12 protein-coding genes and 1 pseudogene are annotated in these 16,272 nt (G+C 71.8%); 7 read left to right on the forward strand and 6 right to left on the reverse strand.

Annotation, left to right across the window (positions count from 1 at the left end; genetic code table 11):
* Nucleotides 1–372 precede the first annotated feature (372 nt).
* Together ABD841_RS16510 and ABD841_RS16515 are read left to right on the forward strand one after the other, a co-directional pair.
* Nucleotides 373–1,092 (forward strand): ABC transporter ATP-binding protein, encoded by a 720-nt coding sequence (locus ABD841_RS16510; RefSeq protein ID WP_344972326.1) that lies wholly within the window; start codon nucleotides 373–375, stop codon nucleotides 1,090–1,092.
* Nucleotides 1,089–1,907: an ABC transporter permease gene (locus ABD841_RS16515; RefSeq protein ID WP_344972328.1), complete on the forward strand. Its 819-nt coding sequence runs from the start codon at nucleotides 1,089–1,091 to the stop codon at nucleotides 1,905–1,907. Before ABD841_RS16510 ends, ABD841_RS16515 begins: the two co-directional genes overlap by 4 nt.
* 250 nt (nucleotides 1,908–2,157) lie before the next feature.
* On the opposite strand, the gene ABD841_RS16520 is transcribed toward ABD841_RS16515, so the two are convergent.
* The 3 genes from ABD841_RS16520 to ABD841_RS16530 form a co-directional block, all read right to left on the reverse strand.
* Entirely contained in the window at nucleotides 2,158–2,586 is a 429-nt protein-coding gene (locus ABD841_RS16520; RefSeq protein ID WP_344972330.1) for a phosphatase domain-containing protein, read from the reverse strand.
* Between the two features lie 125 nt (nucleotides 2,587–2,711).
* The gene (locus tag ABD841_RS16525) at nucleotides 2,712–3,734 is read right to left on the reverse strand and encodes a TerC/Alx family metal homeostasis membrane protein (RefSeq protein WP_344972332.1); all 1,023 of its coding nucleotides are present in this window, start codon (nucleotides 3,732–3,734) and stop codon (nucleotides 2,712–2,714) included.
* A gap of 848 nt (nucleotides 3,735–4,582) precedes the next feature.
* The gene (locus tag ABD841_RS16530; RefSeq protein WP_344972334.1) at nucleotides 4,583–5,167 is read right to left on the reverse strand and encodes a TetR/AcrR family transcriptional regulator; all 585 of its coding nucleotides are present in this window, start codon (nucleotides 5,165–5,167) and stop codon (nucleotides 4,583–4,585) included.
* A 478-nt stretch (nucleotides 5,168–5,645) separates the two neighbouring features.
* Here ABD841_RS16530 and ABD841_RS16535 point away from each other — a divergent pair, with 478 nt between their 5' ends.
* The 3 genes from ABD841_RS16535 to gndA all read left to right on the forward strand — a co-directional run bounded on the left by ABD841_RS16535 (nucleotide 5,646) and on the right by gndA (nucleotide 9,842).
* Nucleotides 5,646–6,932, forward strand: a complete 1,287-nt coding sequence (locus ABD841_RS16535) for a glycosyltransferase family 4 protein (RefSeq protein ID WP_344972336.1) — start codon at nucleotides 5,646–5,648, stop codon at nucleotides 6,930–6,932.
* Nucleotides 6,933–6,977: 45 nt separating this feature from the next.
* Entirely contained in the window at nucleotides 6,978–8,180 is a 1,203-nt protein-coding gene (locus ABD841_RS16540; protein WP_344972338.1) for a serine/threonine-protein kinase, read from the forward strand.
* A 231-nt stretch (nucleotides 8,181–8,411) separates the two neighbouring features.
* A complete protein-coding gene (gene gndA / locus ABD841_RS16545; RefSeq protein WP_344972340.1) occupies nucleotides 8,412–9,842 on the forward strand; it encodes an NADP-dependent phosphogluconate dehydrogenase in 1,431 nt (476 codons plus the stop codon).
* A gap of 645 nt (nucleotides 9,843–10,487) precedes the next feature.
* On the opposite strand, the pseudogene ABD841_RS16550 reads toward gndA, so the two are convergent.
* A pseudogene (locus ABD841_RS16550) lies at nucleotides 10,488–10,607 on the reverse strand (TetR family transcriptional regulator); the annotation flags it as partial.
* Nucleotides 10,608–10,704: 97 nt separating this feature from the next.
* Between ABD841_RS16550 and ABD841_RS16555 the strand changes: the two are divergent.
* Both ABD841_RS16555 and ABD841_RS16560 read left to right on the forward strand, forming a co-directional pair.
* Entirely contained in the window at nucleotides 10,705–12,729 is a 2,025-nt protein-coding gene (locus ABD841_RS16555) for a HelD family protein (protein WP_344972342.1), read from the forward strand.
* A gap of 133 nt (nucleotides 12,730–12,862) precedes the next feature.
* Nucleotides 12,863–13,312, forward strand: coding sequence for an SDR family NAD(P)-dependent oxidoreductase (locus ABD841_RS16560; protein WP_344972344.1), 450 nt, complete (start codon nucleotides 12,863–12,865; stop codon nucleotides 13,310–13,312).
* A gap of 117 nt (nucleotides 13,313–13,429) precedes the next feature.
* Here the strand turns inward: ABD841_RS16560 and ABD841_RS16565 are convergent, their stop codons facing one another.
* The gene (locus tag ABD841_RS16565; RefSeq protein WP_344972345.1) at nucleotides 13,430–14,788 is read right to left on the reverse strand and encodes a hypothetical protein; all 1,359 of its coding nucleotides are present in this window, start codon (nucleotides 14,786–14,788) and stop codon (nucleotides 13,430–13,432) included.
* The gene (locus tag ABD841_RS16570; protein ID WP_344972346.1) at nucleotides 14,764–16,197 is read right to left on the reverse strand and encodes a hypothetical protein; all 1,434 of its coding nucleotides are present in this window, start codon (nucleotides 16,195–16,197) and stop codon (nucleotides 14,764–14,766) included. The genes ABD841_RS16565 and ABD841_RS16570 overlap by 25 nt, the downstream gene beginning before the upstream one ends.
* Nucleotides 16,198–16,272: the final 75 nt, after the last annotated feature.

Below are 16,272 nucleotides of genomic sequence, written 5' to 3' on the forward strand. Positions count from 1 at the left end.
AAACGGACGCGTACACCGCACTCCCGACTCAGCGGCCGATCGCCCGGGGCGTTCGTTTTTGTTTCGTTCTTTCGTTGTGCCTTTATTCTTTCAGGCCCGCATTTTCGTGTCAAACCGACCCGATTTCGCTTGCCTGCCGAATTCCGGCGTCCCCCCTTTCGGGGCAACCCTTCTAACCTACTCCATCATCCGACCCATGTCGAATCAGGCCGGAGAGCGGGTGTGATCGGAAGGAATCCCGAGGCCGCGGCAGCGTGGCCGTCCCCTCGGGCCTGGTGAACTTTATGGACCCCGATCGGGATCGTCAAATCGGCGCTCCGACCAGCGGAAAACCGATTGCCCGCAGGGCGGGGACGGCCGCACGCTGGACAGGTGGCGATTCTCGAGGCGACGGCTCTCGCGAAGAGGTTCGGTCCGGTGACCGCCGTCGAGAAGGTGGACCTCATCGTCGACCCCGGTGAGATCGTCGGGTTGCTCGGTCCCAACGGCGCGGGCAAGTCGACGACCCTGCACATGCTGCTCGGCCTGATCACTCCCGATTCGGGGAACATCCGCATGTTCGGCCTGGAGCTGGCCAGGCACCGGACAGAGGTGCTCAGCCGGATCAACTTCGCGGCGAGCTACGTCGACCTGCCCGGCGTCCTGCACGTGCGGGAGGTTCTTGACGCCTTCGCCCGGTTGTACGGGGTACGGCACCCGAAGACCCGGGTGGAGGAGGTCGTCGAACTGCTCGACCTGGGCCGGCTGCGCAGGCGGCGTGTGATGGAACTCTCGTCGGGGCAGCGCACCCGCGTGCAACTGGCCAAGGCTCTGCTCAACGAGCCGAGCCTGCTCATTCTGGACGAGCCCACCGCGAGCCTCGACCCCGACGCCGGGGATCGGATCCGCAACCTGCTGGTCCGGGTCGCCCGAGAGAGTGGCAGGGCGATGCTCATCACCTCGCACAACATGCGGGAGGTGGAGCGGATGTGCGACCGCATCCATTTCATGTCCGAAGGACGGATCGTGGCCGGCGGGAGCCCCGCCGAGCTGACCGACGTCTACGGGGCGGTGGATCTGGAAGAGGTGTTTCTCAAGGTGGCGCGATCATGACGGTGGTTCTTCCTCCGCTCGGCCTCGCCGCTCGCAGGCGGCGAATCGGCGGTGTCGTCCTGCGCGACCTGGCCGCGCTACGGCGGAGCCCGGTCCGGATGTTCGAGATCGTCTTCTGGCCGACGATCGAGCTGTTCGTCTGGGGCTTCGTGACGCTGTACCTGCAATCGCAGCAGGTGCCGTTCGTGGCCGCGTTCCTGCTCGGCGCGGTCCTGCTCTGGCAGGTGCTCCAGAAGGCCAGCAATGAGATCTCCATCGCCTTCCTGGAGGACATCTGGAGTAGAAACCTGCTGAACGTCCAGGTCAGTCCGCTCTCCAGTGTCGAGTACGTGATCGGGCTGATCGTGTTCTCGTTGGGCAAGGTCGTCTTCGCCGTCTTGATCATGTCGGGGCTGGCGCTCGTCCTGTACGGCTTCGGCGTCACGAGCCTGGGCGCCGGGCTGGTCCCCTTCATGGGGCTGCTGCTGGTGATGGGCTGGTCCCTCGGCTTGGTGGGCATCTCCGCGGTGCTGCGCTTCGGTGAGAACGCGCAGGTGATCGCGTGGTCCCTGGTCTTCGTCGTACAGCCGCTGGCCGGAATCTTCTATCCGGTGGAGGTCCTGCCCGGTCCGGTCCAGGCGATCGCCTGGTGCCTGCCCGCCACGCACGTCTTCGCGGGCATGCGGATCGTCCTCAACGGCGGCGCCGTGCCGTGGGAGAGCCTGGCCTGGGCGGCAGCGCTGGACGCGGTCTATCTCGCCGCCACGCTGGGCCTGTTCGCCTGGGCGTTGCGCCATGCCCGTGCCCGCGGCCGGCTGTCGCGTTTCGGTGAATGAGAAGCTCCGGTACGTCGCGTCCAGGCCGGGACGTCGTCGGTGGCCCCGAGGGCGCCGGTCCGGGGCCGGGTGCACGACGTCGCTGCGGGGAAGCACCCGGGCGAGGTGGCCGGTACGGTCCGGGTCCGGGTGCATGGCGTCCCCCCTCGCCGGCCCTTCCGCGGCCGCCGGGATGAGGCCGCAGGTCAGCGGCGGCGCTCCCCGGGACGCGGCCGCCGTGCCTCACGACAGGCGGCATGGTCGCGACCCGTCAGTAGTTCCCTTCGGCGACCTGGACCACGGTGAGCCCGAGGGAGCGCCACATCGCCACGACTTTTGCCCGGTCTTCGACGACGGCGGCGACCTCTCGACACGCGAAGTGCTCCCGGTAGACCTCGGCTTTCCAGACGGTGTCGGGTCGGCGGTCGCCGTTCGGCCTCAGCCACAGCCCTTCGGCACTGTCGAAGTGTCCGACGTGGGCCCGCAGCCAGCGTTCCGTGGTACGGCGGGTTCTCTCGATCCGGCCGGACACGTAGGCGATCGGATGGCCCGCGAGGATGAGGGCCCGGACGATCGCGACGACGGGAGGGTTCGGCAGGTCCTCCCCGACACGGTCCCAGTCGTAGGGGCCCCGGTCACCTCGTAGGGCGAGGGTGCCGTCGATGTCCACGATCCATACGGCGCCGTTTCCGATGCTCATGGTGCCCATCTTTCCTGCCGGGCGAGCCATGTGACGCCCGCGGAACAGCTCGGGTGGGTGGCCGGGGCCCGGCAGGTCGTCTCCCGTAGCCCGCCCGGGGAACCCGGACGGGCTTGGCACGTCGGCTACACGCGGGGGTCGCGGCCGGCGAGCGCGGCGGGTTTCGCGTCGCGACTGTTGGCGTACAGGCTCGTGATCGTGACCGTGGCCAGAACCACGACGATGACCCCCAGCGAGAGCAGCGTGGGAATCTCCGGAACCCATGTCCAGACGCCGTGCGCCCAGTGCAGGACGAGCTTGATCCCGATGAAGGCCAGGATGATGCCGAGCCCGTGGTTCAGGTGCCGCAGTTTCGCCAGGACGCTCAGGAGCACGAAGTAGAGCGCCCGCAGGCCCAGCAGGGCGAAGGCGTTGGTGGTGAAGACGAGGAAGGGATCCTCGGTCACGCCGTACACCGCGGGCACCGAGTCGACGGCGAAGACGATGTCGGTGGCGAAGACGGCCACGATCGCCAGCGCCAGCGGGGTCAGGGCGCGGCGGCCGCCCTCCCGGACGACCAGGCGGGAACCGCGGTAGTCGTCGGTGACCGGCATGAAGCGCCGCAGCAGCCGGATGGTGCGCATGGAGGAGATGTCGACCTCCTGCTCCTTCCCGCTCAGGGCGTCTTTGAGGATCTTCCCGGCGGTGACGATCAGCACCCCGCCGAACAGCAGGAACGCCCATGTTCCGCTCTGCAGGACGGCCGCCCCCAGCGCGATGAAGACGGCACGCAGCACCAGTGCCCCGACGATGCCGTACAGCAGGACCCGCTGGGCCAGCGCGGCCGGGACGGCGAAGGCGGACAGCAGCAGCATGAACACGAACAGGTTGTCCACCGACAGCGACTTCTCCACCACGTAGCCGGTGAAGAACTCCACCGCCACGCCGGACCCGAAGGCGCTCCACAGGTAGACGCCGAAGGCCAGGGGAAGCGCCAGGTAGAAGACCGACCAGCCCAGCGCCTCGCGCATCCGCACCTCGTGCGGGCGTCGTGTCAGCATGAAGTCCACGGCCAACAGCAGCACCAGAGCAGCCACGGTGATCACCCACAGTTGCGGCGAACCGACCGTTTGGATCTCGGCTGTGGACAGGACTGTTTGGGCAGGCATAAAACCCCCTCGAACGCGCTCGGTCGTTCGAGGTCTCCTTCACCTGCACTATGCGGGTGGCCGTCCGGGGATGTTTCGGAACATCCGTACTGACCGGATCGACTCTTGGGAAGTACTCCCCTCGCCGTTCCAGATTAGGCCACCCCCCGGGCGGAGCTCCACCCCCGGCCGGTGGCCGGGCGCGGCGCCCGAGCCCCGCGTACAGTGGAACCAGCGGAGGGGAGTACCCACCGTCCGACACCCCGATCGTCATCACGGTCCCCGGCGCAGGGAGACCCGGCGGGGTGGCCCTCTCGTTCGACATGGGGGCGTGGGAAGACCTTCGTCCTCGTGGTCACGTGTCCATGGCGAGGTCGAGGAGGGCTCGATGTCCGCCACCGTGCTTCTCGAAGTTCTGCTGGGAGTCCCGTTGACGATCTCCGCGATCGTCACCCTCGCCGTCCTGTGGCCGGGGCGGCCGGGGCCCCGGCCGCCGTCCGCTCTCGAACCGCCCCCTCGATGCGGTCCGCCGGTGACCGGTCGGAGATGCCGTCGCATGACCGGCCGGGGGCGCCGGCACATGACCGGTCGGGGGCGCCGGCGCCGGCGGTGGAACACGCCTGCGCCGCCGGGACGATCGCGGCGGCGGCCGACGTGTCCTCGACAGTGGCTCGCGGGTTCGGCGACCGGGATCCGCTCGGCGGGGATCACGGGTGCCCCGCCTTCTCGGGGAAAGCGCCTGAGCCCGGCGCCGGCCGTCCCGCGATCTTCCGCGATCCGGTCGTCGTCTCCGTCTGCCGCGCAGACCTCCGCCGCGTCCCGGGTGATGGCCGCTCGCGGGTGACGGGTGACAGCGGCGCGGGACGGAGTCAGCGGGGCAGAGTGGCCTCCATCGTCGCCACGATCACGCTGACCAGCCCTTCGACGACCTCGGCGCGGTCCACCTCGGGATGCTCCAGCCACCAGTCTCCGGTGGCCTGGACCATCCCGACGAAGGCGTGCCCGAGGACCTGGGCGCGGATCGGGTCGGGTACGGCCGTCTCGGCGGCGATGACCGTGCCGAGCTCCTCACCCAGGCTGCGCACGATGGCGGTCATCTGGGAATGGGTCCGGCTGTCCTCGGCGCCGGCCCGGTGGAAGAGGAAACGGTAGAGGTTCAGGTTGGCGGCGATCATCTCCAGGTAGGCGGTGATCGTCGCGCGGGCGCGGCTGCTCAGGTCCGTCTTGTCGCGGTCGAACTCCGGGCGGAGCGTGCTGACCACGGTGCGGACGTGCCGGTTGGCCAGGGCCTGGTAGAGCCCGCTTTTATCGCCGAAGTGCCGGTAGAGGATGGGTTTGGTGATCCCGGCCTCGGCGGCGATCGAGGCCATGGACGCCTCGGGGCCCTCCCGCCGGATCACCCGGTCCGCGGCGTCGAGCAGCGCCCGCCGCCGATCCGGATCCCGTCCGCTCACCGCTGGGTCTCCCTTCCAGAGGGGAACAGCATAGGCCGCGTCCCCTCCGAGGGCGGGAAGGACGATCACGGCTCCGGCGGACAGCGGGTGCGGCGGGTGAAGGAGGTGGCCGGCTCCCGGAGAGTCCGTGGAGAGGCGGAGAAGGAGCCTGAACGCCGTACCGCGGGAAAGCCGCCCGGACCGACGCCGGAGTGCGCTTGTTTCCGTCTCCGGCGGAACGGCCACCACGAAAAGGATATTTATCTGCTTTCTGGGCAGGGGACGGCCGTTCAAGGGCACCGTACGGCAGACGGCCGGACAGCCGGAGCGGTGGGGTCAGGGAGCCAATCGACGGGCAGGGGGCTTTTCGGGAATGTCGGGGAAGGTGCGGGGAGCGACCGGACGCGCGGCACACCGGGTGCAGGAGACGGCCCGACGCACGGTACGCCGGGGGCGCGGGGCGGCCCGGCGGGCGGCGTCCCGGCCGGCGCGAGCGGCCGTGTCGGCGGCGCTGTGGCTGCTGAGAACGCTCAACGCGAGGCGTGCGCGCCGCACCCCGGCAGCGGACACCGGGACGGTGCGGATCCTGCTGCATCACGCGTACGGGATGGGCGGCACCATCAGGACCGTGCTCAACCTGGCGGGCTACCTGGCACGCGAGCGCGATGTGGAGGTCGTGAGCGTGGTGCGGACGGCGAAGAAGCCGTTCTTCCCCGTGCCGCCGGGCGTGCGGGTGTCGTTCCTGGACGACAGGACCGGGCGCCGGAGTCCGGTGGCGCGGCTGTTGTCACGTTTCCCGAGCGTGCTGATTCCGCAGCAAGAAAACGTCTACACATCGCTCTCGCTCTGGACCGACCTGCGCCTCGTCGGCTTCCTGCGGTCCATGCGGAGCGGGGTGGTGATCTCCACCCGTCCGGGGCTCAACTTGGTCACCGCGCTGTTCGCGCCACCGGGCGTCATCACGATCGGGCAGGAGCACGTGACGCTGGACGTGCACTCCCCCGAGGTCGTACGGCTCATCAAACGGCGTTACGGCCGGTTCGACGCGTTCGTCACCCTCACCCAGGCGGACCTGGACCGCTACGCCAAGACGCTGAAGAACCCGCCGGCACAGCTGCTGCGCATCCCCAACGCGGTGACCGCGCTGGAAGGCGGCATGTCGCAACTGGACGAGAAGGTCGTGATCGCCATCGGCAGGTTCGTCCACGCCAAAGGCTTCGACCTGCTGGTCAGGGCGTGGAAGCAGGTCGCGGAGGCGCATCCGGACTGGGTGCTGCGCGTGTACGGGCGCGGCAGGCCGGAGGCGGAGGCGCGGCTGCGGGCCAGGATCGAGGAGGCGGGGCTGTCGGGCTCGATGCTGCTCATGGGCGGCTCCACCGAGATCGGCGTCGAGCTGGCCAGGTCGTCGATCCACGTGGTGAGCTCGCGCTACGAGGGCTTCAGCATGACGATCCTGGAAGCGATGAGCAAGGGCGTTCCCGTGGTGAGCTTCGACTGCCCCCACGGTCCCCGGGAGATCGTCACGCACGAGTACGACGGCCTGCTCGTGCCCCCGAAGAAGCCCGCCGCCCTCGCCGAGGCCCTCTGCCGGCTGATCGAGGACCGGGAGCTGCTCGGCAGGCTCGGCCGGAACGCCGCCCTGACATCCGCCGGATACGACCTGGACTCCGTCGGCGCCCGCTGGGACCGGCTGCTGTCGGACCTGGCGGGGCGACCGGCTCTCGGGAGCCCCTCGGCGCCGGACCGGACCGCGACACCGTCCGCAAGGAATATGCAACCGGTCTGAAAGCAAAATTCCGGTAATCTGCCGCACGTCTCCAGGAGGTGGCAGGTGGCCGAAGCGGGTGCCATTGCGGTACCGGGCTACGAGGTGTCCGGCGTGCTCGGCCAGGGCGGTTTCGGGATCGTCTACCGGGCCAGGCAGCTCGCGGTGGATCGCGAGGTCGCGCTGAAGGTGGACAACCGGGTGTTGGTCTCGGAACGGGACCGGCGCCGGTTCATGCGCGAGGTGACCTCGGCGGGCGCCCTGTCCGGCCACCCGCACGTCGCGCACGTCTACGACGCGGGGGTTCTGCCCGACGGCCGCCCGTACATGGTCATGGAGCTGTGCCCCGGCGGTTCGCTGCTGGACCGGTTGCGGGTCGAGAAGCGGCTCCTACCGGCCGAGGTCGCCGACATCGGCATCCGCATCGCCGACGCGCTGGCGGCCGCTCACGCCGCCGGGGTGCTGCACCGCGACATCAAACCGGCCAACATCTTGATCAACCGGTACGGCAACGTGGTGCTCTCCGACTTCGGCCTGGCCACCATGCCGTCCCCGGGCAGCGAGGCCTCGGTGACGCGCGAGTCGCTCACCCCCGCCTACGCCCCGCCGGAGGCGTTCGAGCTGACCGAGCCCGCCGCGGCGGGCGACGTCTACTCGCTCGGCGCCACGCTGTACGCGCTGCTGTCGGGGCGCCCGCCGCGCTTCCCGGAGAACGGCGTGGTCAACATCGCGGTCATCATGGCCCTGCACCGCCTGCCCATCCCGGATATCCCGGACGTGCCGCCGGAGCTCACCGCCGTGCTGCGGCAGGCCATGGTCAGCGACCCGGCGCAGCGCACCCCGTCCGTGGCCGCGCTGCGGGACGCGCTCAGCGACCTGCGGCTGGAGCGGAGCGCCGGGGCGCCGCGGGCCGTTCCGCCGCGCCCCGCCTCCCCTGTCCCGCCGCCGTCCCCGCTGCTGAGAACGGTGCCCGAAGCGGGGGCGCCGCCGTACGCCCCGGCGCCGCCGTCCCCGTACGGCATGCCGGGGGTGCCTTCCGGGCCCGGCAGGGAGCCGGTGCGCTCACACCTGACGTCGCCGGGTCTGAAGGGGACGTCGAGCACCCAGTCCGTCGAGGCGCGCACCGGGCGGCCCGGCTCGTCGAACGCGCGGGTCTTCCTGGCGGTGGCCGCGGCCTTCCTGATCCTGCTGCTGGCCGGGATCGGGCTGATGATCATCGAGAATCGCGACCAGGGGCTGCCCGCCCGGCAGGGGCAGACGGGCACGTAGGCGCTCCTCGGCGCGGGCGCTCCGGGGCGAGACCGTGTCCCCCCGGGCGTCCCCCGGTGTCCTCCGGGTGTCCTCCGGTGTTCCGCGGACCGGTGCGGCCGCCGGGGCGCCGGGGGCCGGCACGGTCATGGCCCGATATCGCGGCGTCCTCGCACCCGTGCCCTCTCCGCGCTCGTGAAAACCGGTAGGTGCAGACTGTCATTCTCGGACGTGGAGACAGGGAGTGTCGGTATGACGCAGGCGCAGATCGGCGTGACAGGACTGGCCGTGATGGGCGCGAACCTCGCCCGCAACCTGGCCAGGCACGGACATACGGTGGCGGTGCACAACAGGTCGCACCACAGGACGAAGGCACTCATCGAGGAGCACGGGCACGAGGGCGACTTCGTCGCCTGTGAGACGCCGGAGGAACTCGTCGCGGCCCTGGAACGCCCCCGGCGCGTTCTGATCATGGTGAAGGCGGGGGCCCCGACCGACGCGGTGATCGAGGAGTTCGCGCCGCTGCTCGAACCGGGCGACATGCTCGTGGACGGGGGCAACGCCCACTTCGCCGACACCCGCCGGCGCGAGGCCGCACTGCGCGAGCAGGGCATCCACTTCGTCGGCGCGGGAGTCTCCGGCGGCGAGGAGGGCGCGTTGCTCGGGCCGAGCATCATGCCGGGCGGCTCCGCGGAGTCGTACGAGGCGCTGGGCCCGATGCTGGAGGACATCGCGGCGAAGGTGGACGGCGTGCCCTGCTGCACGCACATCGGTCCCGACGGGGCCGGGCACTTCGTCAAGATGGTGCACAACGGCATCGAGTACGCCGACATGCAGCTCATCGCCGAGGCCTACGACCTGCTCCGGCAGGGGCTGGGCCGGTCCCCGGCCGAGCTGGCGGACGTCTTCGCGGCGTGGAACGAGGGCGAGCTGTCCTCGTACCTGATCGAGATCACCGCCGAGGTGCTGCGCCAGGTCGACGCGGCCACCGGCGGGCCGCTCGTCGACGTGATCGCGGACCGGGCGGAGCAGAAGGGCACCGGCCGCTGGACCGTGCAGATCGCGCTGGACCTGGGCGTCCCGGTGAGCGGCATCGCCGAGGCGGTGTTCGCCCGTTCGCTCTCCGGTCACGCGGATCTGCGGGCGGCGGCGCGCGGCCTGCCCGGCCCGTCGCGGGTACCCGCCGGGTCCGTCGGCGAGGAGTTCGTGGAGGACGTGCGGCGGGCGCTGTACGCCTCGAAGATCGTCGCCTATGCCCAGGGCTTCGACCAGATCGGGGCGGGCAGCGCGGAGTACGGCTGGGACGTCGATCCGGGCGCGCTGGCCACGATCTGGCGCGGCGGCTGCATCATCCGGGCCGTCTTCCTCGACCGCATCCGCGAGGCGTACGAGGCGGAGGACAAGCCCGTCACGCTGCTGGCCGCACCGTACTTCGCCGAGGCGCTGACGCTGGCGCAGGACTCGTGGCGGCGCGTGGTGGCCAAGGCCGCCGAGCTGGGCATCCCGGTTCCCGGTTTCTCGACCGCGCTGGCCTACTACGACTCGCTGCGGGCCGAACGACTGCCGGCGGCCCTGATCCAGGGCCAGCGCGACTTCTTCGGCGCGCACACCTACCAGCGGGTGGACCGCGAGGGTTCGTTCCACACCCTGTGGTCGGGCGACCGTACGGAGGTCGAGGCCTGAGGAGGCCACCGGGCGGCCGGGCCGCGGCGTTCCCCGCGTCGTGTCAGGGCCGCCCGGACCGGCGGCCCGCACGCTCACCGCGCCGCTGTCCGGCCGCCCGGACCGGCGGCCTGAGCGTTTCCCGCGCCCGCGGCCCGGCGGCCGGGGCGGCCACCGCGCGGGCGGAAGGGCGGGGAGCAGCGCGAAGGCGCGGTCGGCGGCGGCCACGGCCGCGGGATGGACCGTGTCGGCGCTCTCCCCTTCGGCCAGTCTGAGCCAGTTCCGGCGGGCCAGCACCCGCTGCACGGCGAGGACCTGCCCGGCGACGAGGCGCGCGGTGAGCTCGTCGGTGACCTCGGCGAGCGCGGCGGCCAGCATCTCCTCGTCGAGGGCCATGTAGTGGAACAGGCGGGCGGCCAGGCCGGGTGTGGCGAAGACCATCCGGTGGTAGCCGAGCACCTCGGGGTCGTCGTTCAGCCCCGTCACCGGGTCGCGCCGGTCGAGCCCGGCCAGGAAGTGACGACGGAGCGCGGCCAGCGGCGCCTCCCCCGGCGCGCGCTCGCGGACGACCCGGGCGGCCTCGCCCTGGTGGTCGGAGATCCGGTGCAGGACGAGATCTTCCTTGGCGGCGAAGTATTTGAACAGGGTGGGTTTGGAGACCCCCGCCGCCGCCGCGACCTCGGCGACCGAGACCTCGTCGAATCCGCGCTCCAGGAACAGCGCGACCGCCGCCGCGGAGATCGCCTCGTGGACCTGCCGCCTCTTGCGTTCCCTCAACCCTGTCACCGGTCCACCCTAACAGAGTCTTAACCTGGTTAATATCTTTACCAGGTTTCTTAACCTGGTTAATATCTTTACCAGGTTAAGGATTGTGGGGGTGAGGATGACCGGCACGGAACTGGACCGCGAGCGGGCCTACCTGGCCGAGTGCAGGGCGGCCATGCGGCGGATGCTGGAGGACGCGCGGCTGAACGTCGTCGTCGGCGAGCACGTGGCGGGCGACCGCTACAGCGCGGAGCGGCTCGGGCGTCACCTGAAGAGCCTGGCCAAGCAGCTGGGTGAGGAGCCGGACGGCCCGGCGTTCTTCGGCCGCCTGGACTTCGGCACGGGCGAGCACGCCGGACGGCGGTACTACATCGGCAGACGGCACGTCTCCGCCGGCACCGGGCGGCAGCCGATGGTGATCGACTGGCGTGCGCCCGTCTCCCGGGTGTTCTACCGGGCCGGGGCTCGCGATCCGCAGGGGGTCACCGTGCGGCGCCGCTTCGGCTGGTCGCGGGAGCCGGTCGCGCTGACCGGTTTCGAGGACGAGCACCTCGGCCGGGGCGGGGACCCGGGCGCGACGAGCCGGATCGTGGCGGCCGAGATCGAGCGGCCCCGGGTCGGGCCGATGCGCGACATCGTCGCCACCATCCAGCCCGAGCAGGACGAACTGGTCCGCGCCGGGCTGGACGGGTCGATCTGCGTCCAGGGCGCGCCCGGCACGGGCAAGACCGCCGTGGGACTGCACCGGGCCGCCTACCTGCTCTACACCCACCGGCAGCGGCTCGAACGCACCGGCGTGCTGATCCTCGGCCCCAACCAGGCCTTCCTCGGTTACATCTCGGCCGTGCTGCCGGCGCTGGGCGAGGTCGACGTCGAGCAGACGACCGTGGAGCGGTTGCTGGCGCGCGGGCCGCTCCGGGGCGCCGACAGCGAGGAGGCGGCGGGTGTCAAGCACGACGCCCGGATGGCGGCGGTGCTGCGCCGGGCACTGTACGGGCGGGTGACCGCCCCGGTGGAGCCGCTCGTCGTCCCCGACGGTTCCTACCGCTGGCGCGTGTACGAGGAGGAGCTCCGCGACATCGTGGCGGGCGTCCTCCGGGAGGAGAGCCCGTACGGCGTCGGGCGTGAGCGCGCGCTGTCCCGGATCGTCTCCGTCCTGCGGCGGCAGGCCGAGGCGCGCGGACGGATGATCGACGCCGCCTGGACCCGGAGGATGGGCAGGGCGGTCGCCGCGCACCTCGACGCGGTGTGGCCCGCCGCGCAGCCGGAAGAGGTGCTGGCGGGGCTGCTGGGTGACCCCGAGGCGCTGGCCGGGGCCGCCGAGGGGATTTTGACCCCGCGGGAGCAGTCGGCGATCCTGTGGGCCCGGCCGCCGCGCTCCTTCAGGAGCGCACGCTGGTCGGCGGCCGACGCGGTGCTGCTCGACGAGGTCGCGGGGCTGCTGGAACGCCCTCGGGGGTACGGCCACGTCATCGTCGACGAGGCACAGGACCTGTCGCCGATGCAGTGCCGGGCGGTCGCCCGCAGGAGCGAGCACGGCTCCGTCACCGTGCTCGGCGACCTCGCCCAGGGCACCGCGCCCTGGGCCGCCCGCGACTGGCGCGACCATCTGGGACACCTGGGCAAGCCGGACGCCGAGCTGATCGCGCTGACCACCGGCTACCGGGTGCCCGCCGCCGTCGTCGAGGTCGCCAACCGGCTGCTGGCGGAGCTGGCCGTGGACGTGCCCGCCACCCGCTCGTTCCGCGCCGACGGCCGGCTCCGGGTCCGCCGGGCGGCCGGTCACGGCGCCCTCCCCGCCGCCGCGGCCGACGCGGTGCGCGACGCCCTGGGGTACGAGGGATCGATCGCGGTGATCGCCGCCGACGGCGCCCTCGACCCGCTGACGGCGGAGCTGCGGGCCGCCGGAATCGAGGCCGCCGGAATCGGCGACGGGGCCGCCGCGGCCCGGGTGACCGCCGTTCCCGCGTCGCTGGCCAAGGGCCTGGAGTACGACCACGTGGTGCTGGTCGAACCGGCCGAGATCGCCGGCACCGGGGCACGAGGGCTCAACCGGCTCTACGTCGCGCTGACCCGTGCCGTCTCGCGGCTGGACGTGCTCCACGCCCGCCCGCTCCCGGACTGGTTCCCCCCGCCCGCCTGAGCGGTCACCGCCGCCCGGCCGATCCCTGAGCTATCGTGTTCGGCGTCCGGCCGCCGCCGGTGTCGCGTCGCGAGCCGGCGGGTCACGCCGGCGCTCCGTTCCGGGGAAGGACGGCGGGGAAAGGGCGGCGTTCGTGGATCTCCGACTGGCCGGCAGGACGGCCGTGGTCACGGGGGCGAGCAGGGGCATCGGGCTGGCGATCGCCCGTGCCTTCGCCGACGAGGGAGCGGCCGTGGCGATCTGCGCCCGGGACGGCGCGGCGCTGCGGGCGGCCGAGGAGGAACTGCTGGCGAAGGGCGTCGCCGTGCACGCCTCGGTCTGCGACGTCGCCGACCCGGCGGCGCTCACGGCGTTCCTGGACGCCGCCGGCACGGAGCTGGGCCGGGTCGACGTCCTGGTGAACAACGCCGGCGCGCTCGTGGACGGGGACGACGACCCCGACTGGGAGCGGGCGTTCGCCGTCGACCTCATGGCCGCCGTACGGGCGAGCCGGCACGTCGCCCCCATGCTCGCCTCGCCCCGGGCCTCGTGGATCTCCGGCGCGCTCCTGCGCGTCGACGGCGGCCAGCTCAAGACACTCTGAGACGGGCCCGCTCCGGTGGGGCGGCCGGGGCACCGCGGCGGGACGGCCGGATCGGGCCGGGCGGCCGGGGCGCGGCGCCGGACCGGTTCTCCGGGCGCTCCCACGATCAGGGCATGCTCATGGTCGGGGTGTCCTCACGAAGTGGGCCACGAACTGCATCCGTTCGATCATCGTCATGGTCGGGGTGAACGGCATGACCCATGTCTCCAGGCCCCGTAGCCGCCCGCCCATGAGGTAGGGGCAGCACGACAGTCCCGTACGGCGTTCCACCGGGCCCGCGTCGGTGATCTCGGTGAGCGTGTACTCCCGGGGGCGCACCCGCTCCTGGACGATCCAGATGCCGGGCGCGGCGCCGGGTCCGGCGGGCTCGGCCGGCTCGGCGCGCTTGGCCTCCAGCAGCGCGCGCCATTCGCCGTCGGACAGGTTGCACCCGAAGTAGACGTCCTTCGCCTGGTGGGAGTCGGCTTTCTTCAGGATGAAGCCGTCCCGCCCGGTCCGCAGGAGTCGCAGCTCCTCCGCGCCGAGCAGGGCCAGGACCCGCGTCCACGGCACGAGCGCCTCCACCGCCGCGCGTTCCTCGGCCGTCAGCGTGGCGGGCCGGGCGTCGGGGTCGCTCAGCCAGGCGAGGAAGAGCTTGGAGGACAGGTGGGACAGGCCGACCGGCACGGTGCAGCGGGGCGCCACCCGGGTCAGGCGCGCGAGCAGGTCCGCGAACCGTTCGCGGTCGCGGTTCACCGTGAAGATCGAGCAGGCGCGGTGGATGTAGGCGGGGCGGTCACCGGGCGGCGCGGGCGGCGGATCGCCCGCGAAGTGGATGGTGTGCCGCACCCGCCGGTGGTCGCGGTTGAGGAACTCGATGGTGGGAGCCAGTTCCCGGCGGGCCGCGTCGTCGTCCTTCATGATCCAGTGGATGTCGCACGGCGTGCCGCCCGCCAGGTCGAGGAAGTACTGCCGCAGCCCCTCCAGGGGACGGCCTGCGCGCAGCAGGTCGGCGGGGGCGCGGAACAGGTCGGCCGCGATCGTCCACATGTCGTCGGGCCGCTCGTGGCCCGCGGCCGCCGTGTCGAAGTTGGTCTCCACCACCTTGGGGCCGTCCGGGCCGAGGATGACGTCGGGGCGCCCGAAGAGATGGCGGGCGGGGTCTCGCCCCGGCGGGACCTCCTCGGGTGGCTCCTCGCCGGGCAGGGCGGGCCAGTCGAGGTAGTGGCCGCGCACGATCCGTTCCAGGCGTCCGTACTCCGGCGGGCACCGGCCAGCCCGCACGGCGTCGAGCACCTTGAGGTGGGCCCGGAAGAGCGCCCGCAGCGCCGACTCGAAGCGCCCCAGCGAGGACGCCTCCGACCAGACGGGGACCAGCGGGGTGTCGGGCGTCTCGTGCCCCCAGGTGGTGCGGCGGAGCCGCTCCCGGAAGTCCTTCAGCAGGAGCTCGGGGGCGATGTCCGCGGGCGGGCTCAGGTGGTGGATGAGCGGGTCCACGGCGGCTCCTCGACGAGCAGGGGAGGCTGCATGAAGCCCTGGCGGCCGACGTTGGTCGTCTCCTCGGCCGAGGTGCGCACGATCAGCCCGGCCGGCTCGCCCGCGAAGAGGAAGCAGGCCAGTGAGGTGTGGACCGGTTTGGCGTCCCGCGTGACGCTCTGCTCGGCGGCGGCGAGATCCTGCAGGACGTAGTCGTCTCCCGGCGGCTCGGCCCGCGCCGTCCCCAGCGCGGCGAGCCACCGGTCCTCGGCCGTGGAGCGGCCGATCAGCAGGCTGCGGCCCCGGGTGTCCAGGGAGCGCTTGAGAACGTAACGCTCCCGGTGGGCGGCGGCCTCGTCCAGTTCGCCGGAGTCCAGGTGGCGGACCAGGCGGGTGCGGGGGATGATCTCCCGGACGAGTTCGAGGTCCTCACGGCCGGCGTACTCGTGGAAGAGAGGGCTCCACAGGAACGCCAGCGTGCTCTTCTGCTCCGGCAGGTACATGCTGGGCAGCGAGTTCACCGAGAACACCACCCCCGCCCGGTAGGCGTCCAGGTAGGGCCGCACCTCGGCGGTGGTGCGGCTGAAGGCGCACTCGAACGCCCCGGGCCCGCGCGAGTCGTCGTACTTGTTGTAGACGAGGTGCACCGGGAGGCCGCCGTAGTGCAGGCGCCGCCCGTCGAATCCCAGGTCCTCGACGAAGCAGCGCACCGTCGTGCATCCCTGCTCGCGGAACTGCGCGGCGATGTGGTCGAGCTCGGTGGTCATGGTGAGATAGCGGCTGTTGAGCACCGCGACGTTGGTGCCCCGGTCCAGGGCGCCGGCCCGCCGCGCGGAGGCGAGCACGGCGCGCGCGAAGGCGCCGGGTTCTTCGAGTGCCGTCGGCACCGGCCGCAGGCCCGCCGCGCGCAGCCGGTCCAGGGTGCGGCTGCGCCCGAGCAGCCGGGCGAAGTGGGGACTGAAGGTGGCGGCCGCCGGGGAGTGGGTGTTCAACTCGTAGATCCGGGGAGTCCCGCCGGAGTCCAGGGTGAAGTCGTAGCGGCAGTACTGGATCCGCGGCCGGTAGGAGGCGTCCATCCGGATGAGCCCGTCGTGCCGGGGGGCGAGGCGGAAGAAGTCCCGTACGGCCGGCTCGGCCAGGTACAGGTCGATGACCCGCTCAAGGATCTGGAAGAGCCGCCGGAACCGGTCGCCGATCCGGGCGTAGGCCGACGTGGTGATCACGTAGGGCAGCGGCTCGAACGGGATGGGCTTGCGCTCGTGGCGGATGCCGTGGGCGTCCAGATGGGCGGCGTGCTCACCGGCATCCTCGCGCACGTCCTCGTCCGGCACCAGGCCGGCGAATTCACGATCGATCAGATTGCGGCCGCCGCGCCGCTTCAGCTCATGCGCGAGCGCCGCCGCCGCGAGAGATGTCTCCGCGCCATTCACACCTCACAGTTACCATCCTGTGGATGTGAGTCAACCCCTATCGTAAAGCCGGGCGTCTTATCTATCCTTCGTGAC

This window comes from Streptosporangium fragile, from assembly GCF_039534445.1.
Taxonomy (GTDB): Bacteria; Actinomycetota; Actinomycetes; order Streptosporangiales; family Streptosporangiaceae; genus Streptosporangium; species Streptosporangium fragile.

Coding starts and splice junctions, on each gene's coding strand:
- ABD841_RS16525 (WP_344972332.1), bottom strand. CDS start 3,734: ATGCCTGCCCAAACAGTCCTGTCCACAGCCGAGATCCAAACGGTCGGT.
- gndA (WP_344972340.1), top strand. CDS start 8,412: ATGACGCAGGCGCAGATCGGCGTGACAGGACTGGCCGTGATGGGCGCG.
- ABD841_RS16515 (WP_344972328.1), top strand. CDS start 1,089: ATGACGGTGGTTCTTCCTCCGCTCGGCCTCGCCGCTCGCAGGCGGCGA.
- ABD841_RS16520 (WP_344972330.1), bottom strand. CDS start 2,586: ATGAGCATCGGAAACGGCGCCGTATGGATCGTGGACATCGACGGCACC.
- ABD841_RS16555 (WP_344972342.1), top strand. CDS start 10,705: ATGACCGGCACGGAACTGGACCGCGAGCGGGCCTACCTGGCCGAGTGC.